Raw genomic sequence first — 24317 nt, 5'->3', positions numbered from 1 at the left:
CATGGGTCGGTTGGCCGGCAAGGTTGCGGTCGTCTTCGGCGGCGCGCGGGGCATCGGCCTCGCCACGGTGAAGGAGTTCCTCGCCGAAGGCGCGACGGTCTTCGCCTCCGACATCCGCGAGCCCGTCGAGGAGATACCCGGGTACTCCATTGTGGACGCCACGGACGAGGCGCAGGTCGGCGCGTTCGTCGACGGCGTCATCGCCGAGGCAGGCCGCATCGACGTGCTGTTCAACAACGTCGGCATCCACCTCGGAAAGTCCCTCGTGGACACGACGCTGGCCGACTTCGACCACATCTTCGCGCTCAACGTGCGGGCCGCCTTCCTCGGCACCCGTGCCGTGCTGCCGCACATGATCGAGCAGAAGTCCGGCAGCATCATCACGACGTCGTCGAACGGCGGCGTGATGGGCCGCCCCGGCGACCCGGTCTACAACGCCACCAAGCACGCGCTGGTCGGGCTGACGAAGTCGATCGCCGTCGCGCACGCGCACCAGGGCATCCGCGCCAACACGGTCAACCCGGGCGCGATCGACACCGACATGCTGCGCAGCACGCTCAACTCGCCGGAAGAGTTCGAGACCAAGCAGCACCAGCTGGTCGCGAGCACGCCCGCCGCGCGCGTCGGCGAGGCCTGGGAGGTCGCGAAGGCCGTGGTGTTCCTGGCGAGCGACGAGTCGCGGTTCGTCAACGGCGTCGTGCTGCCGATCGACGGCGCGAAAGCCGCGGGCGCGATGCCGGGCAACCGGTACAGCCTCGACTTCGAACTCGGCGTCAGGTAGTGCCGTGACCGTCGATGCCTCGGGGCTGGAGAGCGCGCGGCACCTGCTCGAGCGCAGCGGCACGGCCGAGCGGGTCGCGGCGATCCTGCGCCAGTACATCACCGACGGCGTCTTCGCCCCCGGTGAACGGCTGTCCGAGCCGGTGATCAGCTCGGCGCTCGGCGTCTCGCGCAACACGCTGCGCGAGTCGTTCCAGCTGCTGGCCCACGAGCGGCTGGCCGTGCACGAGCTCAACCGCGGCGTGTTCGTGCGCGAGCTGACGACGACGGACATCGCGGACCTCTACGTCGTGCGCCGCGCCACCGAATGCGGGGCACTGCGCCGGGCCGCCGAGCTGTCCACAGTGGACCTCGCGCCGGTGGAGAAAGCGCTGCACGACGGCCGGGCGGCGGCGGGGGCCGAGGACTGGCCGTCGGTCGGCACCGCGAGCATCCACTTCCACCAGGCGCTCGCGGACCTGGCAGGCAGCGAGCGCCTGTCCGCGACGATGCGCCAGGTGCTCGCCGAAACGCGCTTGTTCTTCGTGCTCAACGAGAACACGCGCGAGTTCTACGAGCCATTCCTGGACTGCCACGAGCGGATCCTGCGCGACCTGCGCCGCGGCCGGTTCGACGCCGCGGAGGCCGCGCTGGACCGCTACCTGCGCGACGCCGAAGCCCGGCTGCTCGAACTCAGTGCGCCGGCGCCGGGAAGCGGTCCGCCGGGAACACCACGGTGACCGCGTACGTCCGGCGGACCGTGACGGGGTGGTACCGCCCGTCGCGGCCGGGTGCCCAGCCGAGCCGGGTGACCGTGCGGAGGACGGAACACGCGCGGTAGCCGGGCGCGGCCGGCTCGGCGGCGCGGGCCGGGCCTGCCGGTGCCGCGGCGAGCAGCACGGCGGCCACGGCGGCGGCTGTTCTCGCACGTCGGAAGCTCACCAGCTCACTCAACCGTGCGGCAACCCGCCACGGGAAAGGATTCGAGCCGGTTCAAATCCGCCGTCCCGGCTGCTACCGTCGGTGAAGTGTTCAAGCTGCGGGTGGACGCCGAGACTGTGGCCAGGACACGGTTTTCCCCGTCGCTGGCGGCGGAGTCCCTCGCCTGGCTGAAGCTGGCCGCCGACGCGGGCAGGCACCCGGTGTTCGGCGATCCAGGCCCGCTCGCCCGCTCTACGCTCGGCCACCCCGACGTCGCCCTGCTCCTCGACCTGCTGCCGCGCCCCGGCGAGGTCTACACGCCCGACCTGCTCACCCCGCAGCCGGGCACCGCCACCCGCCCGCGTGACCTGTTCGACGAGCAGCTCGCGCGGATCGAGGCGACCACCCAGGACGAGATCGAGACCCAGGTGCTCGCCTACACGCAGGCCCACTGGACCCGGCCGCTGCCGGCCGCGGCCCGGCGGAGCGTGGAGTCGGGGTCGATGCCCGGGCGGCTGGCCAACGGCCTGGCCCGGTTCTGGCGCGAAGCGCTGGCCGAGGACTGGGCGGGCCTGCAGGCGGTCCTCGACCGGGACATCACCCACCGCGCGCAGGCCATCGCCCGCCACGGCGTCGGCGGCGTGCTCGGCGGCCTGCACCCGACGATCGGCTGGGCCGGCGACGCGATCACGGTCGTCAAGCCGTTCGACGGCGAGGCCGACGTCTCCGGCCGGGAACTGGTGCTCGCCCCGGGCGTGCTCAGCTGGCCGGGCACCAGCATCCAGATCGACGTCCCCGGCCAGGTCGTCCTCTGCTACCCGGCGCACGGCGTCGGCACGGGCGCCGACCGGCGGCCGGGCCGGATCGCGCCGGTCGTCGGCGCGGCCCGGGCGGCGCTGCTGGCCGACCTCGAGCCGCCGCGGTCGACCGCGGAGCTGGCCACCCGGACCGGGTACAGCCCGGGCACCGTCTCCTACCACCTGACCGCGTTGCACCGGGCGGGCCTGGTCAGCAAGGTGCGGGACGGCCGGTACGTGCTCTACCGGCGGACCGCCCAGGCCGTCGCGCTCCTCGAAGGAGCCCTCAGCAGCTGACGTACGGCGCGATCCAGTCCGCGTACTCCTCCGCCGAGCCGTCGCCGCCGTCGTCGACCGCGATGGCCAGCTGCTGCACGCCGGTGACCGGCACGGTCAGCTTCTGCGGCCTCGTGCCGCGCCCGACGACCCCCGTGGCGAACAGCTCCCGGCCGTCGCCCAGCACCCGGAACGCCACCGTCGCCGCCGGGCCCGACACGTCGTCGACGCCGTACTGGGTCGTGAACGACTTGCACGCCCCGCCGAGGTACAGCCGGATCACCGACGGCGCGTGCACGCCGATCCCGCTGTTCGGCTGGTAGCCGACGCCACCGACGGACATCGCCCGTCCGTTGGCCACGCTGCCGCGTTCCACCGGGCCGAGCCCGTTTTCCGAGTACAGCCACGGCCGGGTGCTCAGGTACGTCGTCCCGGTGCCCGGCGCGGTCACCAGCGGTGCCTCGGCGGAGCCCGCCGCGGTCCGCGGGCCGAACTCGCTCGTGTAGCCGCCGCTCACCCCGACCAGGACCTTCGCCGCGGGGGCCGCCGTCGGCCGCAGCGTGATCTCCCGCGTCACCGTGCTGCCGGGGGAGACCCGCGGGACGTCGACCTGCGCGGGGCCGTCCAGCTCCCAGCCGGACGGCACGGTGATCGCGTACCGCGCGTCGGTGATCGGGGTGTCGCCGTCGTTGGTCAGCGTCACGGTGCCCGGCACCGCCTGGCCGGCCAGGAACCCCTCGGGCAGGTCCACGCCCAGCGTCACCAGCGGCTCGGCGGGGGCGGGCTGACCCGGCCACACGCGGAGGAACGTCCCGGAACTGGCGCGCGCGGACGTGCGCAGCGTGCCGGTGCTGGTCAGTTCGGTGCCGGCCCACAGGTCGCGGACCCGGTAGGCGGACGCCGCCGTGACCCCGGATTCCGCCAGGTCGAACGCGATCGTCCGGGCGACCGGGCCGCGGTTCAGCAGGAGCACGGCGACCGAGCCGTCGGACATCGGCTTCGCCCAGATTTCGGCGTCGCCGAGGTCGCGGATCTTGCGGCCCGGGGTGCCCGACCAGTCCTGGTCGACCGCGATCACGTCCCGGTTGCCGATCGTGTCCAGCGGGAACGCCTCGTTCGGCACGAGCGGCGCGTTCAGCAGCGCCCACAACGAGAACTGGGCGCGCCGCACCCACGGGTCGACGATGCTGAAGTTGAGGTAGCCGGGGTCGCTCCAGCCGCCGGGGCCGGTGTGGCCGGCGAGCGGGATCTGCTTGTCCACGGCCTGCATCACGGACGGGAAGTTGTCCGGGAGGTCGGTGTTGAGCTGCCACGTGTGCGCCCCCGCGCCGGGTGCCCACTCCCACGAGCGGTAGTTCCCCGAGAAGGTGTTGACCACGGCGAGCGTGATCGGCCGGCCGGTGGCCTTGAGCGCGTCGCTCATCTTCTTGACCGCCGCCGCGACGCCGTTCTCGCCGCCGCACGTGTCGTAGTCCAGGTAGTCGACGCCCCAGGCCGCGAACGTTTGCGCGTCCAGTTCCTCGCGGTCGCGGGAGCCGGGCATCGCGCCGCCGCAGACGAGCGCGCCGGTGCCGCTGTACAGCCCGAACTTCAGGCCGCGGGCGTGGACGTACGCGATGAGCCCCGGCAGGTCCGGGTACTTGACGGGATCGGGCACGAGCCTGCCGTCGGCGGCGCGCGTCTTCGCTGCCCAGCACCCCGCGATGTTGACGTAGGTGTAGCCCGCGTCCTTCAGGCCGCTGGTGACCAGCATGTCGGCCGCCGCGCGGACCTTGGCGTCGTCGATGCGCGGGCACTGGTTCCAGCCGCGGGACCACGAGATCCCCATGGGTGGCGTCGCGGCGATGACCGGCTCGTCGGCGGCCGCGGGCACGGCGACCGCCGTGCCGAAGCTGAGAAGAGTGAGCAGCAGGACCCCGAACCGTCGCATGGTTCCCTCCCCGGGACTGCGGACAAGATCTCCAGGGTGGCGTGGGGACGAACCCGGCATGAGGGGAGAAATGCCGCCTCCGGGCGGGTGGCCGGGATGGGCGCGCGGTGCGTGAATTCCCGAGCGGTGCCAGGTAGAAAGGATCGAACGCCGAGCCTGCCGAGGAGCCGCCGATGCCCCCCGCTGTCCGCCCGCTGGACGGGATCAAGGTCGTCGACCTCTCCCGCATCCTGGCCGGGCCGTACTGCACCCAGTACCTCGGCGAAATGGGCGCGGACGTCGTCAAGGTCGAGCCGCCGGGCCACGGCGACGACACCCGCGGCTGGGGACCGCCGTTCGTCGGCGACGAGGCCGTCTACTACCTGGCGGCGAACCGGAACAAGCGCGGGATCGTGCTCGACCTCAAGAGCGGCCGCGGCCGGGAAGCCCTGCGGCGGCTGGTCGCGGACGCCGACGTCCTGGTCGAGAACTTCCGGCCGGGGACGCTGGAGAAGTGGGGCATCGGGTACGAGGTGTTGTCGGCGCTGAACCCGCGGCTGATCCACGTGTCGATCACCGGGTTCGGGCAGACCGGCCCGTACCGCGACCGCGCGGGCTACGACCTGGTGGCACAGGCCCTCGGCGGCGTGATGTCGCTGACGGGCGAGCCCGACGGCGCGCCGGCGAAGGTCGGGCTGCCGGTCGCGGACCTGAACGCGGGGACGTGGGCGATCATCGGCGTGCTGATGGCGTTGCAGGCCCGGCACACCACGGGCCGCGGGCAGTACCTCGACGTGTCCCTTTTGGACAGTCAGCTGGCCTGGCACGTGTATGCGGCGGGCGCGGTGTTCCACGACGCGCCACGCCCGCGGCGGATGGGCTCGGCGCACCCGAGCATCGTCCCGTACCAGGGCTACCACGTGGCTGACGGCTGGCTGGTCATCGCGGTGGGCAGCGAGAAGCTGTGGCACGCGTTCTGCGGCGTGCTCGGCCTGGACATCGCCACCGACCCGCGGTTCTCGTCGAACGCTCTTCGCGCTGAGCACCGCTCGTCGTTGAACGAGCTCCTGGAGCCGGTGCTCCTGACGTGCACGGCGGCGGAGTGGATGGCGGCGTTCGACGCGGCGGGCATCCCGGCGGCCCCGGTCAACGAGCTCGACGACGTCTACGCCGACCCGTGGGCGGCGGCGCGCGAGCAGGTGGTGCGGCTGCCGCACCCGACGGTGGGGACGTACGTGGGCACGGGCTTCCCGGTGAAGGCGTCGGACACCCCGGCCCGGCCGACGTCCGCCCCGCCGACCCTGGGCCAGCACACCGAGGAGGTGCTGGCCGAGCTGGGGTACTCGCCGGAAGAGATCGCGCAGTTCCTGGACTGATGGTAGGGATGGGGGCAGGAGCGAGGAGGACCGATGTCAGCACAGCACGCCCTGTGGCACCCGTTCGCCGACATGGGCGCGGTCGACGGCGACCGGATGGTCATCACCCGAGGCGAGGGCTCGTACGTCTGGGACGACGCGGGCCGCCGGTACTTCGACGCGACGGCGTCGCTCTGGTACGCGAACTTCGGCCACGGCCGTCCCGAGATCACCGAAGCGGTTTCCCGTCAGCTGGGGGAGCTGGACTCGTGGAACCTGTTCGGCTACAACGCGAACCGCCCGGCGGTCGAGCTGGCCGACCGCGTCGCGGCGCTGGCGCCGGAGCCGGGCTCGAAGGTGTTCTTCGGTTCGGGCGGCGGTGACGTCGTCGACACGGCGGTGAAGCTGGCCAGGGCGTACTTCGCGCAGACCGGCCGTCCGGAGAAGGTCCACGTGATCGGCCGGGCCCAGGGCTACCACGGAACGCACGGTTTCGGCACGGCGGTGGGCGGCATCCCGGCGAACGCGGCGGGCGTCGGCCCCCAGCCCCCGTCGTTTTCCCACGTCGCGTACGACGACGCGGCGGCGCTGGAGGCGGAGATCGCGCGCGTCGGTGCGTCCCGCGTCGCGGCGTTCTTCTGCGAGCCGGTGATCGGCGCGGGCGGAGTGTTGTTGCCTCCGGACGGCTACCTCGAGGAGGTGGCGGCGATCTGCCGCCGGCACGAGGTGCTGTTCGTGGCGGACTGCGTGATCGCGGCGTGGGGCAGGCTGGGCACGTGGTTCGGCATCGACCGCTGGCCGGTGCGCCCGGACATGATCACGACGGCGAAGGGCATCACGGGTGGCACGATCCCGCTGGGCGCGCTGGTGGTGGCGCCCGAGGTGGCCTCGCCGTTCTTCACGGGCAAGCCGGGAGCCCCGATCTTCCGCCACGGCCCGACGTACGCGGGTCACCCGGTGGCGTGCGCGGCCGGCCTGGCGACGTTGGACATCTACGAGCGCGAAGGCCTGATCCCGCGCGGACGAGAGCTGGAGAAACCCCTGGCGGACGCGGTGTCTTCGGTCCGCGGGCACACGTTGGTCGCCGAGGTCCGAGCCGGGCTGGGCTTCCTGGCGGCGGTGGAGCTGACACCGGAGGTGGTGGACGCGGACCCGGGAGCGCCGGTGAAGCTGCAGCGGGCGTGCCGCGACGAGGGCGTGATCGTGCGGAACCTCGGACGCGGGGTGGCGGTGTCGCCCCCGCTGGTGGCGGCGGAGCCGGAGCTGGACCTGCTGGCGACGGCCCTGCCGAAGGCGTTGGACCGCCTGGCGGCGCAGGTGTGACGTCATGAACGACTCTTTCCTGACGTCGGACGTCAGGAAAGAGTCGTTCATGACGTTGGTGCCGGCGGCGGCCCCCCGGCCCGCCCCGGCTCCTCAGGAAACGCAGAACTCGTTCCCCTCCGGATCGGCCATGGTCACCCAGCTGTGCGGCCCCTGCCGCCCCCGGTGCAGGAACTTCGCCCCGCGCGCGGTGAGCTTCTCGACCGAAGCCTCGACGTTGTCCGCGCCGACCCACACGTCCATGTGAACCCGGTTCTTCACCGTCTTGGCCTCCGGTACCTCCTGGAACAGGATCCGCCGCGGCGGGCCCTCCGGTGGCGAGTCCGGGTGCCGGATGCCCGCCCCCGCTCTCCACACCAAGGAACCCCGGTAAGTCCGGGTTTCCGAATCCGTCGCGTACCCCTTCGCGATCATCTCGCGGACGAAGTCTTCGTCCGTCGGTTCCACGGACCAGCCGAGCGTCTCGGCCCACCAGTCGGCGAGCACGTGCGGGTCGGCCGAATCCACCACTACCTGGAAGTCATGCGCCATACCGGCACGTTAACGACCGAGTCCGACATTTTCCGGAGCATCGGGTCCTCGGGCACGACCGTGAAGCGCCACTTGTCCACGCCGCCGCCCATGATTTCGGCATACCGGCGGGCTCCGTCGGCGTTGGCGAACCGCACCTGCTGGCCGTTCGTCAGGTGGGTGATCTTGACCGCCACGAGTACCTCCCGAAGTTGTGGGCCGGCCCGCGGAGCTTCCCCCTCCGGGACCGGCAGGCACAGTAGAACACATGTTCGACCACGTGCGCCACTCTCTCCCCCAACTAGGGGACGAACGAAAGAAACCGCAGGTCAGAGCGGTCGAATCATCGCGACACGCGGCCAGGCGTCGAGGCCGCGAGCCGCTTCGGCACGGCGGATCGAACGCAGCCCGGCGCCGATTTCCGCCTCCGGGACGACCCGGAACCGCAGCCGTTCGTAGTACGGCGCGTTCCACGGCACGGTTTCGAACGTCGTGAGCGTCAACGCCGGCAAGCCCCGCGCGCGGGCCCACTCGGCGAGCGTGTCGATCAGCGCGCTGCCGATTCCCCGGCGCGCGTGCGACGGCCGGACCGACACCTGCTCGATGTGCGCGCACCCGTCGACGACCTCCGCGACCAGGTAGGCCACCGGCCGGCCGTCGGCGTCGACGCTCACCCACGCGCGCCCGCCGGCCTGGTACGCCGCCAGCGCGGCCACCGAGCCGGGGTCGTCGTCGGCGATCGCCGCCATGCCCACGTCGCGGAACAGCTCGCCGGCCGCGCGCTCGACGTCGATGAGGGCGGGCAGGTCGTCGGGTCGCGCGAGTCGGATCACCCGGGCAGTTCTACGCGCCCGGGCGGGATTCTCACAGCGAATAAGCCGCGATCGCCCGCTGGATGCGGATCGCGTACTCCTGCAGCGCGGTGATGGCCGTGTGGCGCGTCTCCTCGCTGATCCGGGCGGCCGGGCCTGCCATGGTGAGCACGGTGGGCCGCCTGCCGATCGTCTGCACCGGCACCGAACAGGCCCAGACGCCTTCGTCGAGCTCGCCGGAACTGACCGCGTACCGGTTTTCCAGTGCCTGCTTCAGCTCGTCGCGCACCGCCGCCCCGCGCTGCTCGACGATCGACGCCCACCGCCGTTCGCGTTCGATCTCCGGCAGCAGCGCGAGCAGCATCTTGCCGGACGCGCCGACGCCGAGCGGCAGCGAATGCCCCGGCTCGAACGTGAACCGCATCGCGCGGTCGCACTCGACGCGGTCCGCGCAGACGGCCGAGTCGCCGAACCGCTGGAACAGCATCACCGTCTCGCCGAGCTCCCGGGCCGCTGATTCCATGGACGGCCGCGCCAGCCGGACCATGTCGTTCGCCAGCTGCGCGGCCCGCGCCAGCGGCATCACCTGGCTCGTCAGGTGGTAGTGCCCGGCCCGGCCCTCCTCGAGCAGCTGCAGCTCCTTGAGCAGGGCGACGTAGCGGTAGGTCGTCGCCACCGGGGTGCCGATCGTCGCGGCCAGTTCGGCGACGCTCGCCTCCCACCGGCGCTCCGAAAAAGCCAGCAGCAGTTGGAGGACCTTGCGGGAACTGCTGGCACCCGGGGTGCGGCGCGGGGAAGTGGTGGCGGAACCGTCGACGGTACTGACGGCAGGCGTCATCGTGACCCTCTCGGTGAGACAAAAACTACCTTCGCTATCACACGGGGTGAATAAATTAGCACGTAGTGTGAAAGGAAGGCCAGTAATTCGGCACGGCATTGAATATCCACCGAAATGTGCCGACCTGCTGTTTGTTGTAGTACGACTGCTGTTTCCGGACGGCGGTACGCCCGTTATCGCCGGTCACCGGTGAGGAACGGCGTCAGCAGGCCGGGCAGGGCCCGGTCGGCGAGCGCCAGCCCGTCGGCCTCGCCGACGTCGAGCACCTCGTACTTGCCCTTGCCCGCGGCGACCGGCGCGATCAGCGTGACCAGCCCGGCCCGGCGCTGGAAGTACGAGCGCTCGACGACGATCCCGGTCAGCCCGGCGCAGCGGACCGCCGCCGTGCCGCGGTCCAGCGAGCCCGACCGCGTCACCAGGTAGCGGCCGGTGAGCGCGTGGCCGAGGCTGCGGTAGCGGTCCCAGCCGACCAGCGCGGCGACCGGCACCAGCACGAGCGCGACCTGCCACGGCCAGTCCGGCAGCGCGCCGAGCCACGCCAGTCCGTGGAGCGCGGCGGCGAGCAGCAGCACGCCGAGGACGGCCCGGGAGATCCGCCGGTACAGCGCCCGGCGCGGGTGCCGCGTCAACGGCGTCGCGGCCGGGTCTTCGCCGAGCACCTCCGCGACGACCTCGTGCGCGCGGCGCACGGGCGCCGGCGGGAGCAGCAGGCTGCCGCCCTTGTCCGCGCTCTTGCCCTCCCGCAGGCCGGCGGCGATGGCGACGCACCGGGCGCCGCCGGCCAGCCGCAGCGGCAGCGGCTCGCGGATTTCGGCGCCGCGCAGGCGGTCTTCCTCGATCGACACCGACCGCGTCGTGATCAGCCCGCGCCGGACGTGCAGCGTGCCGGCGGGCTCGCGGGTGAGCCGGAAGTTCCAGAACGACAACACGTACCCGCCGACCGACAGCAGCGAGACGAGCACCAGCAGCCCGACGGCGGCGAGCACCAGGCTGAGCCACACCGGGGTGTCGGCGAAGTGCCCGACGACGACCTGGACGAGGGAGAACTGGATCGGGTCGAAGTGCAGTTCGTGCGCGAAGTGGTAGACGGTGCCGACGGCCGCGCCGACCACCGCCAGCCCGGACAGCGTGAACGGCGCGTACCGCAGCCACCGCTTGTCGACCGCGGCGATCAGCTGCTCCGGCGGCGCGGCAGCCTCTTCCGACGCCGCCTCGGCCTTGCGGTGCAGCAGCAGCGTCCGCAGCCGCTGGGCCTCGGCGATGGTGACGGCGTCGAGGACGAGCTCGTCCTTGCCCGGCCCCTTGCCGTGCGAGTGCCGCCCGGTGCCGATCCGCGCGGCGGCCAGCGAGAACAGCCGGTGCTTCGGCTCGGACGTCACGTCGACCGTGCGGATCCGGTCGCGCGGGATGGCCCGCTGCTTGCGCAGCAGCAGCCCGGTGTGCCACTCGACCTGCGACTCGGTGATCCGGTAGCGCGAGGTCAGCACGTGCGAGACGCCGGTGAACACGGCGATGACGGTGAACACGAGGCCGATCCACTGCCACGGTTCGCCGCGGCCGAACAGCAGCGCGCCGAGCAGCACCGGCAGCGACTTCACCAGGTCGAGCACGGGCCGGATGAGCAGCATGCGCCGGTCGAGGTGGTGCCACGGCGCGTCCTGCGTGCCTTCGGCCGGCGGGGAGACCACTTCCGTACTGCTCATGTCGCATCGCCCCGCACGGCCTGGGTCGTCTTCGTGAGCTCGTCGGCCAGCGCGAGCGCGCGGTCGTGCGCCAGGCCCGCGATGCGCAGCGGACCGGCCGCGGACGCCGTCGTCACGGTGATCTTCGCCAGCCCGAACAGCTGCTCGAACGGGTCGCGTTCGATGTCGACGGTCTGGATCCGCGACACCGGGGCGATCCGCCACTCCTGCTTCAGCCAGCCGGACTGCGTGTAGACGGCCTCGCCGGTGACCTCCCAGCGGTGCACGCGGTAGCGCCACTGCGGCATCACGATCAGGTGCAGCGGGCCGAGCACGCAGGACAGCACGAGCGTCACGCTCAGGAACGACGGCGCGTCGTCGCTGGTCACCACGATGAGCGTCTGGACGCCGATCAGGATGATCCACAGGATCGAGGCGGTCACCGTCCAGTAGCCGATGGCCCGGCGGCTGACCCGGTGCGCCGGCGGCCGCAGCCCGAGCGCCGTGTTCGTGGTGTGTTCGCTCACCGCTCAAGCGTGCCCGATCGGGGCCTTGCGTGCCCAGGACAGTTGTCACGATGCCGATCGGACCCGGCCTCGACCGCGTGCCGTTACGATCGGCGACACCGTCGGCGGAATGGAATCCCACTCGGGGTGTGTTGTGCTTGACGGACAGCCATGTGAAGAGCAGCAGGAGGATCCGGTGGGACTCGATCCCGACGACCTGTACGAGGTGGACTCGGACGTCCCCGACCTGACCGGGGCGGTGCTGCTGCACCACTTCGAAGGGTTCATGGACGCCGGCTCGGCGGGCCGTCTGCTGGCCGAGCACCTGCTGGGCGGCGAGCACCGGGTGATCGCCCGCTTCGACGTCGACCGGCTCATCGACTACCGCTCGCGGCGGCCGACGATGACCTTCGCCGTCGACCACTGGGAGGACTACGACGCGCCCGAGCTGGTGGTGCACCTGCTGCACGACGCCGACGGCACGCCGTTCCTGCTGCTGTCCGGCCCGGAGCCGGACCACGACTGGGAGCGGTTCAGCGCGGCGGTCCGGAACCTGGTCGAGCGCTGGGGCGTCCGGCTGACCGCCGGGTTCCACGGCATCCCGATGGGCGCGCCGCACACCCGCCCGCTCGGCGTCACCGCGCACGCCACCCGCAAGGACCTGGTCGGCGGCAACCAGCCGCTGCCGAACCGGCTGCAGGTGCCGGGCAGCGTCGCCGCGCTGCTGGAGTACCGGCTCGGCGAGTGGGGCCACGACGCCATCGGCTTCGCCGCGCACGTGCCGCACTACCTCGCGCAGTCGACGTACCCGGCGGCGTCGCTGATCGTGCTCGACGCGCTGAGCCGGGCGACCGGCCTGAGCCTGCCCGAGGGCGAGCTGCGCGCGGCCGCGGACCTCGCCGACGCCGAGATCAACCGCCAGGTCGCGGAGTCCGACGAGATCGCCGACGTCGTCCGCGCCCTGGAGCGGCAGTACGACACGTTCGTCGAGGCCTCCGACCGCGGCAGCCTGCTCGCGGAGTCGGTCGAGCACATGCCGACGGCGGAGGAGCTCGGCTCCCAGTTCGAGCGGTTCCTGGCCGAGCAGAACGGTGGCGAAGGCACCGAGCGGTGACGGCTCGCTACGACGAGATCGGCGTCGGCTACGCGCAGGGACGGCGGACCGACCCGCGCTGGTTCGAGCCGGTGGTGTCCGCGCTCGGGTCCGCGGTGTCGGTGCTGGACGTCGGCTCCGGCACGGGCTCCTACGAGCCGCCGGCGCGGGACGTCGTCGCGGTCGAGCCGTCGGCGGAGATGATCCGGCAGCGGCCCGCCGGGGCAGCGCCGGTGGTGCGGGCGGTGGCGGAGGCGCTGCCGTTCCCCTCGGGCCGGTTCGACGCGGCGCTCGCGGTGCTGACGGTGCACCACTGGCCCGACTGGCGGGCCGGTCTCGCCGAGCTGCGGCGGGTCTCGTCCCGCCAGGTGGTGCTGGCCTACGACACGGCGTTGCACAGCGAGTTCTGGTTCGTCCGGGAGTACGTGCCGGAGGTCGCCGCCCTGGAGGCGTCGAGGCCGTCGGCCCCGGAGATCGCGGAGTTCCTGGGGGCGGCTTCGGTGCGGCCGCTGCCGGTGCCGTGGGACTTCACCGACGGGGTGTTCCCGGCGTACTGGCGCCGCCCGGAGGCCTACCTCGACCCGGTGGTGCAACGCTCGTGTTCGGCGCTGGCGCAGACGTCGCCGGAAGCGGTGTCCCGGGGAGTGGCCCGGCTGCGGGACGACCTGGCGTCCGGCCGCTGGCGGGAGAACCACGCGGAGCTGCTGGACCTGCCGGAGTGGGACGCGGGCTTCCGGCTCATCGTGGCCTAGCGGCTACCACTCACGGCGTGCGAGTTTGCCGACGCCGTCGACGGTATCCCGGAACCCCTGTTCGCCCAGGACGGCCAGCAGTTGCGCGTTGAACTCTTCGATCGCCGGACCGACGCGGGCCAGCGCGTCTTCGCCGGCCGCCGTCAGCCGCAGGGAGACCGCCCGGTGTTCACGCGGGTGCGGCCGCTTGGCGAGCAGGGCGGTGGTGACCCCGGCCGCGGCCCGGCAACGACGGTCGGCGGCCACGCCGTTCAGCAGGCTCCTCGGAGCCCGCCTGACCGAGCTCCAGCAACAGAACGGCTACCTCCACGGCGGCGTCCTCGCGTACGCGGCGGGCACGGTACTCGGCCCCACCTCCTGACGGCCGGCTTCACGATCGAATACCTCCGCCCCTCGGCGCGCAAAACCCTAGCCGTGGTAGCCTTCTTCGTTCAATGGCCCGAACGACGGCAGCACCAGCCCGCACAGGTACCCGTCGATGAACCGGCCCGTCCCCGCGATGTTCGTCCCCAGCCGGACGAACGGCGCGAAACCGCGGATCCCCGCCGCCAGCGCGTCCTGGTTGCGTTGCAGCATCGACGTCAGCTGGTCCAAATCGGCCAGCAACGGACCGACCTGGGACTCGCCGATCAACCCGGACAGCTCCGCCGACAACCGCCGGGAGCTGTCGAGGAGGGTGCTGATCGTCGTCTCGCGGTTGATCACCTCCGCCAGGAGGGTGTTGCCGTCGTCGAGGAGCCTGCGCACCGCCGCGTCGCGGTCGACCAGCGTCTGCGAGACCACGCGCGTGTTGCCCAGCAGCGCCGCCAGCCGCCTGTCGCGCGAAGCCACCGAGTCCGCCAGCCGCGAGAGCCCGGTCAGCGCGGCGCGCACGCTCTGTGGCGTGTTCGCCAGCGTCGCCGAAAGCGTGTCGAAGCTCTGCGCCAGCCGAGCGGTGTCAATCCGGTCCACTGTGGACGAAAGCTCGCCGAACGCCGCGAGGATGTCGTAGGGCACGGTGGTCCGGGACCGCGGGATCGGCCGTCCCGGGTCGAGCGTGCCCTCGCCCTGCGGGTCGAGGGCGAGGTACTTCTGGCCCAGCACCGTCTTCAGCCGGATCGCCGCGCCCGTCGCGTCGCCCAGCCAGGCGCCCTTGGCCTTGAACGACACCAGCACGTGGTCGCCACGCAGCCGCACGGCCGACACCCGGCCGACCTCGACGCCGGCGACGCGGACGTCGTTGCCCTCGTTCAGCCCGGCCGCTTCAGTGAATTCGGCCGAGTACGTCGTCCCGTCGCCGATCAGCGGCAGGGAACGCACGTTCAGCGCCGTCACCACCCCCAGCGCCAGCACGCTCAAGCCGGCGAGCGCGGTCCTGACCGGAGCCCGAGGCGTTGACATGGCGTCAAGAGTGACCCACCTCACGTCGGGCCGCCAGCCGAGTCGCCCGATGAGCGGAATCGAGCCCCGGGTACTCGCGGTATTCCAGCGCGTTGGCCGCCCGGTCGGTCATCCAGCTGAAGAAGCCGCCGAACACCCGCGTGCTCAGCATCCGGTAGGCGCGGTTGCGGCCGCGGATCTTCGCGGCCGTGCGCGGCGCGAGGAAGTTGCCGGACCCCTTGCCGTTCTTCTGCCCGACCCCGGCCGGCTTCCGCAGCCGCTCCTCGTACTTCGCGAACGCCGTCACGTGGTCGCCGCCCGCCGCCGCGAGCTCCCCGGCCAGCACCTGGGCGCCCATCATCGCCAGCCCGGTGCCGGAACCGCCCGGCCCGGCGCACCAGGCGGCGTCGCCCAGCAGCACGACCCGGCCCTTCGACCAGCGGTCGAGGTGGATCTGGCTGATCGAGTCGACGTACAGGTCGTCGGCCGCGGGCAGCGCTTCGAGCAGCTTCGGCAGCTCCCAGCCGGTGTCCGCGAACAGCTGCGCGATCAGGGCCTGCTGGTCGGCGAGACCACGGCGGTGGAACTCGACGCCGTCGGCCGCGAAGACCAGGGCGACGTGCAGCCGGTCCGGCAGCCGGTGGCTGCCCACGGTCACGCCGCGGCCGGGCTCGTTGTACATGATGCTGGTGTGGTCGAGCCCGAGGTGGTTGGGCGCGGTGAACCCGGCGATGCCGAAGCCGAGGTCGCGCCGGAAGTCCCGCTCCGGACCGAACGCGGCGGCCCGCACCCCGGAGTGCACGCCGTCGGCCCCGACGACCAGGTCGAACTTCCGCGGCGCACGGCGGGCGAAGGTGACTTCGACGCCGTCCGCCGTCTCGGTGAGGCTCGTGACGCGGTCGCCGAAGACGTATTCGGTGTGGTCCGCGGTGTGCTCGTACAGGATTCGCGCGAGGTCGCCGCGCAGGATCTCGACCTCGCCGCTCCAGGCGGCGCCGGGCACGGTCAGCGCCGGGCGGCCGTCGAGGCCGAGCACGGTCTGGTCGCCCATCGCCGTCTCGTGCCGGCGGACTTCGTCGAGCACGCCCATCGCGGCCAGCAGCTTCACCTGCTCGCCGCGGAAGTCGACGGCCTGGCCGCCGGGCCGCGGGGCGGGCGCGGACTCGACGACGGTGACGCGGTAGCCACCGCGGTGCAGCCAGTGGGCGGCGGCCGGGCCGGCGATGCCTGCGCCGGAAACGAGCACGGTCTTGGTGGTCATCGGGGTGTTCCTCTCGGTTCGTTCGTGTCGACGCCGAGAGTGCGGGGGACCGCTTACCGTTTTCGCACGGTTCGCTGACGGCTCGCCCGCCCGCGCGCGGTTGCAGTCGCTAACATGACCCGGGTGGACCGCGCCGCCGAAGGCCGGATCCAGGACGACGGCGAGGGCATCGTCGAGGCACGCATCCTGGATGCCGCTGCTCACCTGATCGCCGAAGAGGGCTTCGGCAGGCTGAAGGTCGGCAGCGTCTGCGCCCGTTCGGGCTACGCGCGGTCGGTGATCTTCCAGCACTTCGGCGACAAGGACGGGCTCGGGCAGCGGCTCGTCGAGCACGCCGTCGAGGAGTTCACCGACGCCTACAGCGAGGCTGTCGCGGCCCGGACCGGGTCGGCGAACGCGACGCCGATGGACATGCTGCGGGCGCTGCTGGACATCATCTTCGAGCTGATCCGCACGATGCCGACGCTCAACCAGGCTTTCCTGGCGCTCTGGGGCGACGCGGCGGCGGAGTACTCGGGCCTGCGCGGCGCGCTGACGGAGGCCGACCGCCGGTTCCGGTTCGCCATCGCGCAGACCGTGGCCAGCGGGGTCGCGGACGGTTCCATCACCGGCGTCCACGACCCCGATTCGTACGCCTCGGCGCTGCTCGCCCAGCTGCGCGGGATCTCGATGCAGGCGCTGATCGACCCCGACGGCGTCGACCTGCGCGGCCTGCGCGCCGAGCTGGAGCGCAGCGTCGACCGGCTTTCCGCGGGCTTCCGCGGCTCGCTCTAAAGCGCGTACACGATGCTTCGCAGGACGATCACGCCGATGAAGACCAGCGTGAAGGCCAGGTCGAGCGAGAGCCCGCCGATCCGCACCGGCCGCACGACCCGCCGCACCGGCCCGATCACCGGCTCGGTCGCGGCGTAGGCCAGCCCCCGCGCGCGCCGCGCCCAGGGCGGTGTGTTCGCCAGCACCGCGACCCAGTCGAGCACCATCCGCGCGACCAGCACCAGCAGGTACAGGCTCAGCAGGAAGCCGAGCAGTGTTCCCAGTGCACCCATGGTCCCTCCGTTCTCCACCTGGAGAACGCGCGGGCGGCGCCGGGAGTGCCAGGTCTGTCCGGTTCACAGGATTTCGACAGGATCGGGTGATGAGGGTCACCGCGCGTAGTGGGCCGGCCGGGTCGGCCGGCCCATGCGCGGCGCCGGTTCAGCCGAAGGTGACCACGAGCCGTCCGTCGGAAGCGAAGGACCACTTCATCGTGCCGGCGTAGGACGAGCAGCGTGCCCCGTTCTTGCCGGTCCAGAACTGGTCCGAGCTGTCGACGTTGCCCACGGTCTTGTCGTTCGAGCCGCCACTGGCGAAGCGGCACGAGGTGTCGTTGCGGAACACCGAAGTCCCGGTGTCGAAGGAGAAGTTGCGTTCGGCGTTGTCGATGCCGACGTTGTCCGAAACGGTCATCGACCCGGGGTTGCTGTTGTAGGTGAAGCCGTGGTGGCCGTTGCGGTAGGCGATGTCGCGCCGGACGATGTGGTTGACCGCTATCTTGTCGCCGCCGAGCTTGTAGCCGTTGCGGTCGCCGTTCTTGTTGACCGTGCCGTTGCTGAGGGTGCCGTTGGCGTAGGCGAGGGAGTCCTCGATGGTCACCGGGCCGATCGGGCCGGTGTCGGTCTTGGTGTAGAGGTCCCAGCCGTCGTCGATGTTGTTGTGGGAGACGTCGTGGCGGAAGACGTTGCCGGGCCCGGAAGTGAGCTTCGCGGCGAACCCGTCGGCGTCCTCGCCGTCGGAGTCGGCGTTGTCGTGGGATTCGGAGCTGACGACGAGGTTGTTCGACGGCCACTGGTCCTTCGGCGTGCTCGACGCGATCCGCGAGATCTGCAGCCCGGAGTCGCGGTTGAAGCGGGTCACCACGCGTTCGATGACGTTGTTGCTCCCGCCGACGAAGATCCCGTTGTCCCCGGCGCGTTCGACGACGATGCCGGCGACGCGCCAGTACGAACCGTTGACGGCGAGCCCCCGGTTGGCTGGATCTTCTTTCATGGCCGAGAAGTTCAGCACGGGCTTCTCGCCGGCGTAGGCCGACAGCGTCTTGCGCGCGCTCGAAGTGCCGCTGTTGCCGGGCGCGATGGTGACGGTCTGGGCGAAGGAGTAGGTACCGCCCCGGAGCGAAATGGTGTCACCGGCACCGACGCGGGTGAGGGCGGCGGTGAGCGTCGTCGGATCCGCCAGCGTCCCGGCGGCGGAGTCCTTGCCGTTGGGAGCCACGAACAAGGTGGTGGCAGCGGCAGCGGACGGCGGTGCGAGCGCGACCACCGTGACCAGCGCGACGGCCGCTGTAAGCGCTTTCTTGGTGCGTCCGGATGAACCCATGCGCGCCTCCTTGCGAGCAGGAAGTTGCCGAATCCGAGAGCGCTCCCGGAAGAGCCGGGGCGGGAGTCTTTCGGTGAGGCGACGGTAGCACCGGGTAGCGGCGGCCCGAGTGGGCCAAGCGGGTCGTCTGTACTGAAAACGCTTTCAGGCCGGAGTCGGCGGTGGGCTTCACCCGAAATTGTCGGTGCCCACCGGTAGCGTGGAAGTCGGGGGGCGGCGCCCCGCGCCCGTGCACAATGCCCCGGTGACGAAGCTCCCGAACGACACCCCGTTCCCCTTCCGCGGCCGGGTCGTCTGGCTCACCCCGGCCCAGGGCGGCCGCACGACCGGCCCACCACAGCCGGCCGAGGGCCACGCCTACGCCGCGAACGCCTTCGTGCCCCCGAACACGGCCGTCACCGGTCTGGCGTCCTTCGTCCTGCGCGGCTTCGAGCCCGGCGCCTCGGTGTCCGCGGCGGAGGGGCGCTGGCTGACGGTCGAGAACTCGGGCGCGTTCCGGGTCGAACCGGGCACCGTCGTCGTCATCACCGAAGGCCCCGAACCGGTCGGGTACTTCCACATCGAGCGCGCCGGGTAGGGGTGGGGCTTCCGCGCGCCGCGGCGATGGACCATGATGGCGCGAACAACGCGGTGGGGCTGACCGCAAAGGATGCGTGTGGTGCTGGAGTCGGTCCCTAACCGTGCTCGGCGTACGCCCGTGGAGCCCGTCGACGACCTCTCGGCGACGCTGGCGCGGGCGCAACGCGGCGACGAGGACGCGTTCCGCCTGCTGTACCGGTCGGTGCAGCCCGGCCTGTGCCGCTACCTGCGGGTCCTGGTCGGACAGGACGCCGAGGACGTCGCCTCCGAAGCGTGGCTGCAGATCACCCGCGACCTGGCCTCGTTCCGCGGCGACGCGGACGGCTTCCGCGCGTGGACCGCGACGATCGGCCGGAACCGGGCGCTGGACCACCTGCGGCACCGGCGCCGCCGCCCGGTCGCCGAAGCGCCGGCGGAGTGGTTTCCCGAGCGGCCCGCGCCCGACGACACGGCCGGGGCGGCCATCGAGGCGACGGCGACCGACGCGGCACTCGCGCTGATCGCGACGCTGCCGCGTGACCAGGCCGAGGCGGTGGTGCTGCGGGCCGTGGTCGGGCTCGACGCCAAGGCGGCCGCGGCCGTGCTGGGGAAGCGCCCCGGCGCCGTCCGCACCGCCGCCTACCGGGCACTTCGCACGCTCGCCGACCGTCTCGGCGGCCGGGTGTGACACTTTCGAGCGGCCCGACGCTGAGGGGTGTGTGATGAGCAAGCAGCAAGGACGCCGGATCGACCGGCACACCGCGGAGCAGTTGCTGCGGGGTGCGCCGGCCGACGCCCCGGACGCGCTGGCCGGCCTGCTCGCTGCCGCGGCCGCCCCACCGCGCGACGGCGAGCAGGGTGGGGAACCAGCGGCCGTGACGGCGTTCCTCGAGGCGGCTCAGCACGCCCGTCCCCCTCGACCCCGGAGCCCTTCGATGATCAAGTCCATGTGGGCGAAGCTGCTCACGGTGAAGGTCGCGGCCGCCGCCGCGGCGGTCTTCACCGTCGGCGGCGTCGCCGCGGCCGCCGCCACCGGCGCCCTGCCCTTCCGGTCCGGCGATGCGCCGTCGCCCGCCCCCGCGGCGTCCAGCCACGCCCAGCCGCCGGCCGCCCCCGCGCCCGAGACGACGAAGACGCACGGAACCCGGCCGGCGGACCAGCCGTCGCCGTCGCCTTCCCTGGTGGGGCTGTGCCACGCGTACAGCGCCGGCGACAAGACCGAGCACGGCAAGGCACTGGAAAGCCCGGCGTTCACGGCGCTGATCACGGCCGCGGGCGACAAGGCCAAGGTCGACGGCTACTGCGACGTCCTGCTGAAGGCCGAAGCCACGAAGCCGGCCCACCCGACGGGCGCACCGGCGGACCCGGGCAACTCCGACAACGGCAAGGACCACCCGACGCCGGCCCACCCGACGGGCGCGCCGAGCACCCACCCGTCCGGCCCCCCGACGACCCGCCCGACCCACTGACCCGGCGGCGATTCCTTCCCCTCCCCCCAAGGAATCACCGCTCCCCGGACGGGCGGCGGCCATCACCGGGCCGCCGCCCGTCCTCACTCAGGGCTTGGCGTCCGCGGCATCCGCCTGTTTCCCGAGGGCGACGGCCGCCGCGGCCACGACGACACCCAGGCAGCCGCCGATCGCGAGCCGCAGGCCACCGTTCATGTCCCCGAAGGTCGAATCGGCCAATGTCCCCTTCCCCAGTAGCGCCCAAGCGGCAAAAGCGGCCGCGGGCAGCAGCATCCGCACGAAATCCACCCCGGACCACGAAGAACCGCCCTCTCTTCGCGTTCGCGCGATGACGTAGAGAAGTGCGCACACAGCGACGAGAATCCAGAAGGCGAACCAGTGCACCGAACTCGCGTCGAATGTCGACGCGACCTTCTCGACGCCCTGCTCTTCGGTGGTGGTGGTCACCGTCGCCCAGGCGACGATCGCTCCGTGCAGGATCAGGATCTCGCCCGGCACCAGAGCGGCCAAGCCATCCACTATGACCCGCATGCTCGGCGCCTCGACCGTCTGGCTCTGGTCTGCCGGCGCCTGGGTGCGCAGCCTGGTGAGAACGCCGTAACCGATGACACTCATGATCTCCTCCTCGCTGTCGGGTGCTCGTCAGGATGCATCCCGGTTCGGCCAACAGAACCTGGCGAGGGAGGAGTAAGAACTAATTCGATACCCTGAACGGGCGACTTCTGTTACAAAAAACCGAGCCGGCACGGTTCAGGGGACAAGCCGCTTTCCATTCTCACTCGGAAATCGTTGCTTTGCCATGCCGCGGCACCAGTTGTCATGCCGCCCAAATCCTCTGGAGCCGGTGCGATCGCCCGGGTACGACGGGCGTGCGGCAGCCGCCAAGACGCGAAACGGCCCCCACCGCGTTCCCGCTGGCAGGGGCCGATCGAACAGGGTGCCCTCGGCAGGATTCGAACCTGCGACACCTGCCTCCGGAGGGCAGTGCTCTATCCCCTGAGCTACGAGGGCCCATCGCTGGGCGACTCCGAAAGCTTAGCGCATGCGCCACCACCCCCGTCCCGCAGGTGGTCCAACCGACAACCGCCCTGGTCAGAGCCATAAAGTTGATCCACTCGGTGCTTGCTCGCTAGCGTGGGAAGCCCACCTGAAGGAGCCGCGATGGCCGAGGTGTTCCAGGTACCTCTCGACGAAGGCGATGTCGCCGATCTGCGGGAACGGCTTCGGCGGACCCGGTGGCCCGAGGCCGAGACCGTTGATGACTGGTCGCAGGGTGTTCCGCTCGGCTATGTGCGTGAGCTCTGCCGTGACTGGGGCGAGGAGTACGACTTCGGGTTCGCGCGCCGGCTCAATGCCTTTCCGCAGTTCCGGGCCGGCGTGGACGGTGTCGGGTTGCACTTCCTGCACGTTCGCTCGCCCGTGGCCGATGCGCTGCCGCTCGTGCTCACGCACGGGTGGCCGGGGTCCGTGCTCGAGTTCCTCGATGTTCTCGGGCCGCTCACCGATCCCGCGAAGCACGGGGGCGATCCCGCCGATGCCTTCCACGTCGTCGCGCCGTCGCTGCCCGGGTTCGGGTGGAGTGACAAGCCCGCGCTGAAGATCGGGCGCGTCGCCGAGCTGTGGGACCGGCTGATGGTGTCGCTCGGCTACGAGCGCTACGGCGCCCAGGGCGGCGACTGGGGCGCCGCCGTCACCAACGCGCTCGCGCGGTCCGGTCGGGTGGCCGGGGTGCACGTCAACTTCGCGCCCGTGCGGATGGACGACGACGATCCGACGCCGGCGGAGCGGCGGGCGCTCGCCGACCTGCAGGAGTTCCGGCGGACCGGGAGCGGCTACTCCGCCCAGCAGGGCACCCGCCCGCAGACGCTCGGCTACGGCCTCACCGACTCGCCCGCCGGGCAGGCCGCGTGGATCGCCGAGAAGTTCTGGGCCTGGACCGACCACAACGGGCACCCGGAGGACGCCGTCGACCGGCAGCGCATCCTGGACGCGATTTCCGTCTACTGGTTCACCGCGACCGCCGCGTCGTCGGCGCGGATGTACTGGGCGAACCACGACCGTGATCTGTCCACAGTGGATGTTCCGGCCGGGGTTTCGGTTTTTCCCAAGGAGATCGTCCGGCCGTCGCGGCGGCAGGCCGAGCGGCGGTACACCGACCTGCGCTGGTTCGAGGAGCTGCCCGCCGGCGGGCACTTCGCGGCGCTCGAGCAGCCCGAGCTGTTCGTCGAGCAGGTCCGCGGCTTCTTCCGGCTCGTGCGCTGACGACGCCGGCCGGCGGCGCAGTGTGACCGATCCACCAGGCGGGAAACCCCGCCTGGTGGATTGGGTGGCCCCGCCGCGCGCGGTAGCTTGCGGGTGGGTGAACTTAGGCTGGCCTATATTGCACATATGCGCATCCGACTATATGTTTGACCGGACGGTGAACCGGGAACGGAGGCGGAATGGGTCACGGACACGGCCACGGGCACGCGATCGCGCCGGCGAGCGCGTCGGGACGCCACGTGCGCGGGCTGGCCATCGCCCTGGGCGTCGGCGCCGGCTTCATGGTGCTCGAGTTCGTCGTGGCCCTGACGACCGGCTCGCTGGCCCTGCTCTCGGACGCGGCGCACATGTTCACCGACGTCCTCGGCGTCGGCATGGCCCTGACCGCGATCATCCTGGCGCGGCGCAGCGGGCCCACGGTCAGCCGCACCTTCGGCCTCTACCGCGCGGAGGTGCTGGCGGCGCTCGCCAACGCGCTCCTGCTGTTCGGCGTCGCGGGGTACGTCCTCATCGAGGCCGTCGGCCGCATCGGTGACCCGCCGTCGGTCCCCGGCCTCCCGGTGCTCCTGGCCGCGGCGGCAGGCCTGGTGGCCAACCTGGTGTCGTTCGCGGTGCTGCGCGCGGGCGCGAAGGAGAGCCTCAACGTCCGCGGCGCGTACCTCGAGGTGCTGGCCGACCTGATCGGCTCGGTCGGCGTGCTGGTCAGCGGTGCGGTGACGCTGCTGACGGGCTGGCGCTACGCCGACCCGATCATCGGTGTCGCGATCGGGCTGTGGGTGCTGCCGCGCACGTGGACGCTGGCCCGCCGCGCGCTGCGCATCCTGTTCCAGCACGCACCCCAGGGCGTGGACGTCGGCGCGATCAACGCGGAGCTGGCGGCCCTGCCGGGCGTGGCGGACGTGCACGACCTGCACGTGTGGACGCTGACGTCGGGCATGGAGGTCGCTTCGGCGCACCTGACGCTGGCGCCGCCGGCGAAGCAGTCGGACGTGCTGACGGAGGCGCAGAACCTGCTGTCGTCGCGGTATGCGATCGAGCACGCGACGCTGCAGGTGGAGGCGCCGCAGTGCGCGCGCCGCTGCCAGGAGCTGTCCTGGTGACGCGCTAGCGCACGGCGGTTCGCGCGGTCCAGGCCACCCCGACGTGCAGCACCGCGGAAACCGCGGCCAGCAGCGCGATCCGGTAGGCGCCGAGCGCGTCGGTGAAGTGGTAGACGACCGCCAACGCCAGGGGAGCCAGCAGCGCCGTCAGGACGACCGGCCGCCTCGGCCGCAGGCGCGTCATGCTCAGGGCGAACAGCGTGAGCAACGACGTCCCGGCAACGGTCGCGAGGAGGATCTCCGCGCCCACGATCGCCCGGCCGAACGAGCAGAACGGGTTGCCGGGAGTGCACGCCCCGTCGTACGCGCCGGACATCGCGCCCCAGAAGACACCGGTGGCGGCGCCGGTCAACGCGGCGATCACCCCGGCCGCGACGAGGGTGCGCGGGTCCGCCCTTGATGCCATGACGGCATCTTGCC

28 protein-coding genes and 1 tRNA gene are annotated in these 24317 nt (G+C 71.9%); 13 read left to right on the top strand and 16 right to left on the bottom strand.

Translation table 11 applies throughout. From position 1 onward, the window contains the following. The first annotated feature begins 1 nt into the window (after position 1). Complete coding sequence (locus BLW76_RS40990; RefSeq protein ID WP_167384893.1) at positions 2–781, top strand: SDR family NAD(P)-dependent oxidoreductase; 780 nt, start codon at positions 2–4, stop codon at positions 779–781. Between the two features lie 4 nt (positions 782–785). Next, the gene (locus tag BLW76_RS40985; RefSeq protein WP_091317485.1) at positions 786–1499 is read left to right on the top strand and encodes a GntR family transcriptional regulator; all 714 of its coding nucleotides are present in this window, start codon (positions 786–788) and stop codon (positions 1497–1499) included. Here the strand turns inward: BLW76_RS40985 and BLW76_RS40980 are convergent. Next, the gene (locus BLW76_RS40980; RefSeq protein WP_244170554.1) at positions 1453–1701 is read right to left on the bottom strand and encodes a hypothetical protein; all 249 of its coding nucleotides are present in this window, start codon (positions 1699–1701) and stop codon (positions 1453–1455) included. The two genes, BLW76_RS40985 and BLW76_RS40980, sit on opposite strands and share 47 nt — an antisense overlap. An 86-nt stretch (positions 1702–1787) precedes the next feature. Between BLW76_RS40980 and BLW76_RS40975 the strand changes: the two genes are divergently transcribed. Continuing rightward, the gene (locus BLW76_RS40975; RefSeq protein WP_091317482.1) at positions 1788–2774 is read left to right on the top strand and encodes an ArsR/SmtB family transcription factor; all 987 of its coding nucleotides are present in this window, start codon (positions 1788–1790) and stop codon (positions 2772–2774) included. Here BLW76_RS40975 and BLW76_RS40970 read toward each other — a convergent pair. Next, positions 2764–4683 (bottom strand): NPCBM/NEW2 domain-containing protein, encoded by a 1920-nt coding sequence (locus tag BLW76_RS40970; protein ID WP_091317480.1) that lies wholly within the window; start codon positions 4681–4683, stop codon positions 2764–2766. The two genes, BLW76_RS40975 and BLW76_RS40970, sit on opposite strands and share 11 nt — an antisense overlap. 173 nt (positions 4684–4856) lie before the next feature. Between BLW76_RS40970 and BLW76_RS40965 the strand changes: the two genes are divergently transcribed. Together BLW76_RS40965 and BLW76_RS40960 are read left to right on the top strand one after the other, a co-directional pair. Beyond that, positions 4857–6038, top strand: coding sequence for a CaiB/BaiF CoA transferase family protein (locus BLW76_RS40965; RefSeq protein ID WP_091317478.1), 1182 nt, complete (start codon positions 4857–4859; stop codon positions 6036–6038). A 33-nt stretch (positions 6039–6071) separates the two neighbouring features. Continuing rightward, positions 6072–7340, top strand: a complete 1269-nt coding sequence (locus BLW76_RS40960; RefSeq protein WP_091317477.1) for an aminotransferase family protein — start codon at positions 6072–6074, stop codon at positions 7338–7340. A gap of 93 nt (positions 7341–7433) precedes the next feature. On the opposite strand, the gene BLW76_RS40955 is transcribed toward BLW76_RS40960, so the two are convergent. The 6 genes from BLW76_RS40955 to BLW76_RS40930 form a co-directional block, all read right to left on the bottom strand. Then, positions 7434–7850 (bottom strand): VOC family protein, encoded by a 417-nt coding sequence (locus BLW76_RS40955; RefSeq protein WP_091317475.1) that lies wholly within the window; start codon positions 7848–7850, stop codon positions 7434–7436. Further along, entirely contained in the window at positions 7850–8047 is a 198-nt protein-coding gene (locus BLW76_RS40950; RefSeq protein WP_004561810.1) for a hypothetical protein, read from the bottom strand. Before BLW76_RS40950 ends, BLW76_RS40955 begins: the two co-directional genes overlap by 1 nt. 132 nt (positions 8048–8179) lie before the next feature. Beyond that, positions 8180–8683, bottom strand: a complete 504-nt coding sequence (locus BLW76_RS40945) for a GNAT family N-acetyltransferase (RefSeq protein ID WP_244170552.1) — start codon at positions 8681–8683, stop codon at positions 8180–8182. A 31-nt stretch (positions 8684–8714) separates the two neighbouring features. Further along, a complete protein-coding gene (locus tag BLW76_RS40940) occupies positions 8715–9500 on the bottom strand; it encodes an IclR family transcriptional regulator (protein ID WP_091317472.1) in 786 nt (261 codons plus the stop codon). A gap of 173 nt (positions 9501–9673) precedes the next feature. Further along, positions 9674–11203: a PH domain-containing protein gene (locus tag BLW76_RS40935; protein ID WP_091317471.1), complete on the bottom strand. Its 1530-nt coding sequence runs from the start codon at positions 11201–11203 to the stop codon at positions 9674–9676. Beyond that, positions 11200–11709: a PH domain-containing protein gene (locus BLW76_RS40930; protein WP_091317469.1), complete on the bottom strand. Its 510-nt coding sequence runs from the start codon at positions 11707–11709 to the stop codon at positions 11200–11202. The genes BLW76_RS40935 and BLW76_RS40930 overlap by 4 nt, the downstream gene beginning before the upstream one ends. A 175-nt stretch (positions 11710–11884) precedes the next feature. On the opposite strand from BLW76_RS40930, the gene BLW76_RS40925 reads away from it, so the two are divergent. Both BLW76_RS40925 and BLW76_RS40920 read left to right on the top strand, forming a co-directional pair. Then, positions 11885–12802, top strand: coding sequence for a proteasome assembly chaperone family protein (locus tag BLW76_RS40925; RefSeq protein ID WP_091317467.1), 918 nt, complete (start codon positions 11885–11887; stop codon positions 12800–12802). After that, the gene (locus tag BLW76_RS40920) at positions 12799–13533 is read left to right on the top strand and encodes a class I SAM-dependent methyltransferase (protein WP_091317466.1); all 735 of its coding nucleotides are present in this window, start codon (positions 12799–12801) and stop codon (positions 13531–13533) included. Before BLW76_RS40925 ends, BLW76_RS40920 begins: the two co-directional genes overlap by 4 nt. Before the next feature lie 3 nt (positions 13534–13536). Here the strand turns inward: BLW76_RS40920 and BLW76_RS40915 are convergent, their stop codons facing one another. The 3 genes from BLW76_RS40915 to BLW76_RS40900 all read right to left on the bottom strand — a co-directional run bounded on the left by BLW76_RS40915 (position 13537) and on the right by BLW76_RS40900 (position 16153). Continuing rightward, positions 13537–13779: a MarR family winged helix-turn-helix transcriptional regulator gene (locus BLW76_RS40915; RefSeq protein WP_091317464.1), complete on the bottom strand. Its 243-nt coding sequence runs from the start codon at positions 13777–13779 to the stop codon at positions 13537–13539. Positions 13780–13941: 162 nt separating this feature from the next. Beyond that, positions 13942–14913 carry an MCE family protein gene (locus BLW76_RS40905; protein WP_167384892.1) on the bottom strand — a complete coding sequence of 324 codons (972 nt, stop codon included), beginning with the start codon at positions 14911–14913 and terminating at the stop codon, positions 13942–13944. A 4-nt stretch (positions 14914–14917) separates the two neighbouring features. After that, positions 14918–16153: an FAD-dependent monooxygenase gene (locus tag BLW76_RS40900; protein WP_143060779.1), complete on the bottom strand. Its 1236-nt coding sequence runs from the start codon at positions 16151–16153 to the stop codon at positions 14918–14920. Between the two features lie 114 nt (positions 16154–16267). On the opposite strand from BLW76_RS40900, the gene BLW76_RS40895 reads away from it, so the two are divergent. Beyond that, positions 16268–16927, top strand: a complete 660-nt coding sequence (locus BLW76_RS40895) for a TetR/AcrR family transcriptional regulator (RefSeq protein WP_091317463.1) — start codon at positions 16268–16270, stop codon at positions 16925–16927. Here the strand turns inward: BLW76_RS40895 and BLW76_RS40890 are convergent. After that, positions 16924–17199, bottom strand: a complete 276-nt coding sequence (locus tag BLW76_RS40890) for a YggT family protein (RefSeq protein WP_091317461.1) — start codon at positions 17197–17199, stop codon at positions 16924–16926. The genes BLW76_RS40895 and BLW76_RS40890 overlap by 4 nt on opposite strands. Before the next feature lie 148 nt (positions 17200–17347). Continuing rightward, complete coding sequence (locus BLW76_RS40885) at positions 17348–18508, bottom strand: pectate lyase (protein ID WP_091317459.1); 1161 nt, start codon at positions 18506–18508, stop codon at positions 17348–17350. A 244-nt stretch (positions 18509–18752) separates the two neighbouring features. On the opposite strand from BLW76_RS40885, the gene BLW76_RS40880 reads away from it, so the two are divergent. From BLW76_RS40880 to BLW76_RS40870, 3 genes are all read left to right on the top strand, one after another. After that, positions 18753–19085, top strand: a complete 333-nt coding sequence (locus BLW76_RS40880) for a PilZ domain-containing protein (RefSeq protein WP_143060778.1) — start codon at positions 18753–18755, stop codon at positions 19083–19085. A 120-nt stretch (positions 19086–19205) separates the two neighbouring features. Then, positions 19206–19754: an RNA polymerase sigma factor gene (locus BLW76_RS40875; RefSeq protein WP_244170551.1), complete on the top strand. Its 549-nt coding sequence runs from the start codon at positions 19206–19208 to the stop codon at positions 19752–19754. Between the two features lie 34 nt (positions 19755–19788). Continuing rightward, positions 19789–20535, top strand: coding sequence for a hypothetical protein (locus BLW76_RS40870; RefSeq protein WP_091317454.1), 747 nt, complete (start codon positions 19789–19791; stop codon positions 20533–20535). Between the two features lie 87 nt (positions 20536–20622). On the opposite strand, the gene BLW76_RS40865 is transcribed toward BLW76_RS40870, so the two are convergent. Continuing rightward, positions 20623–21150 carry a hypothetical protein gene (locus BLW76_RS40865; protein WP_091317453.1) on the bottom strand — a complete coding sequence of 176 codons (528 nt, stop codon included), beginning with the start codon at positions 21148–21150 and terminating at the stop codon, positions 20623–20625. Between the two features lie 323 nt (positions 21151–21473). Then, positions 21474–21546: transfer RNA gene (locus BLW76_RS40860), tRNA-Arg, on the bottom strand. 150 nt (positions 21547–21696) lie between these two features. On the opposite strand from BLW76_RS40860, the gene BLW76_RS40855 reads away from it, so the two are divergent. Continuing rightward, on the top strand, positions 21697–22797 hold the full coding sequence (locus BLW76_RS40855; protein ID WP_091317452.1) for an epoxide hydrolase family protein: 1101 nt from the start codon (positions 21697–21699) through the stop codon (positions 22795–22797). 179 nt (positions 22798–22976) lie between these two features. Next, entirely contained in the window at positions 22977–23897 is a 921-nt protein-coding gene (locus BLW76_RS40850; protein WP_091317450.1) for a cation diffusion facilitator family transporter, read from the top strand. A gap of 4 nt (positions 23898–23901) precedes the next feature. Here BLW76_RS40850 and BLW76_RS40845 read toward each other — a convergent pair whose 3' ends face one another. Beyond that, positions 23902–24303, bottom strand: coding sequence for a hypothetical protein (locus BLW76_RS40845; protein WP_143060777.1), 402 nt, complete (start codon positions 24301–24303; stop codon positions 23902–23904). Between the last annotated feature and the right edge of the window lie 14 nt (positions 24304–24317).

Origin of the sequence: Amycolatopsis tolypomycina (genome assembly GCF_900105945.1) — a bacterium.
Classification (GTDB): domain Bacteria; phylum Actinomycetota; class Actinomycetes; order Mycobacteriales; family Pseudonocardiaceae; genus Amycolatopsis; species Amycolatopsis tolypomycina.
This window is presented reverse-complemented; position numbering and strand designations above follow the sequence as displayed.